At 71.1% G+C, this 1,438-nt stretch carries 1 protein-coding gene; it reads right to left on the bottom strand.

Annotated elements, in window-relative coordinates:
- Positions 1-91 precede the first annotated feature (91 nt).
- Entirely contained in the window at positions 92-1,432 is a 1,341-nt protein-coding gene (locus tag G3I40_RS10835; RefSeq protein WP_343244889.1) for a hypothetical protein, read from the bottom strand.
- Positions 1,433-1,438 lie beyond the last annotated feature (6 nt).

Genomic DNA, 1,438 nt, shown 5'->3' with positions numbered 1-1,438 from the left:
CTCACCTTGTGCGCACCCCGCCCGTCCTCCCGGCCGTCTCCTGCCACCGCCCGCGATCGGGACGTCGCCACCCCCATGTCCGTACCCCCTCTCACCGGTACTCCGAAAGCCTGCGGCCGATGCCCAGCACGGCGCCGGCCGCCGCGAGCACCGCCAGCACCGCGGCGCCGACCGGGAGGCCGGTCATCGCGTCGCGCCCGCCGGTCGCGTCGGCGCTGAACTGCCTCTGTTCGTGCGCGAGTGCCTTGTCGAGACTCTGGTCCACCAGATCGAAGCACTCGCCCGTCGGCTTGTCCTGCTTCGAACCGATGATCTTGTCGAGCGCGCCCTGGTAGTTGCCGTCGTCGTCCTGCTCACGGGCGACCTTGTGGCGGGCCTTCCACTCCTGCATGCTCTCGTTCGCCTTGGTGACGGGCGCCAGGCCCGCGGCGTCGCCCTCGGTGAGCGACCCCGCCGCCTTCAACTTGGTGGCGAGCGTGGTCATCTGCTTGTTGAAGTCGACGTTGTACTTGTCCTCGCTCTTGCCCTTCACCAGGACCGTCTCGGCGCCGCGGCTGACCAGCGTCAGGTTCTCGTTGCCGCGCGCCTTAAGGGAGGCGATGCTCGCGTCGTGCAGCACGTTCAGCGACCGTACGCCGGTGTCGTACGAGGAGTTGAGGCCGCTGCGGGCCACCGTGTGGCCCACCACGAGCCACAGCAGGACGACCACCGACGCGGCGGTCGCGGCGAGCATGCCGTGGTTGAACACCCGGTTCGTGCGGCGGTAGTTGCGGCGCTGGGCCCAGACGAGGCCGGCCAGGGCGAGCACGCCGAGCGCGATCGCGATCCACGGGTAGGGCGTCGCCGCGTCGTAGTCGTCGCGCAGCCGCTCGTTCTCGTTCGTGTAGAGATCCTCGGCGGCCGGGAGCATCTCGGTCTGCATCTTCTCGTTCGCGTACCGCAGATAGGCGCCGCCCAGCGGGAAACCCTGCCGGTTGTTGGCGCGGGCGCGCTCGACGAGGCCCTTGTACTCCGGGAGCAGCGTGTTCAGCTTGGTGATCGTCTTCGCCGACGAGGTGCCCGGGTCCGTACTGGCCGCGGCGGTCACCAGCTTGTCGGCGGCGATCCTGATGTTCTTCTCGTACCGCTCACGCGTGGCCGGCGTCTCCTGGCCCCCCGCCAGGAATCCGCTGGAGGCCGCGGTGTTGGCGTCGGCGAGCGAGCGGTAGATCGCGGCGGCGTCCGCGCTGAGCGGCTGGCTGGAGTGCAGTACGTCGTCGGCCGCGGCCGAGCGGTCCGTCATCTGCCAGGCCGTCGTCGCCCCGAACGCGACGACGAGCAGGGCGAGCACGGCCCCGATGATGCGCAGCCGCCCCGGCTCCGTGGTGGCCGCGGACCGCAGCCGGTCCACGCCCTCCGCCCATGCCGTACGACGCGGCTGCGCGGGGGGCACCGGCGC

The sequence above is a fragment of the Streptomyces sp. SID14478 genome, from assembly GCF_010548525.1.
Classification (GTDB): Bacteria; Actinomycetota; Actinomycetes; order Streptomycetales; family Streptomycetaceae; genus Streptomyces.
Note: the sequence above shows the minus strand (reverse complement) of the source record. Positions and strands in the feature narration are given on the sequence as shown.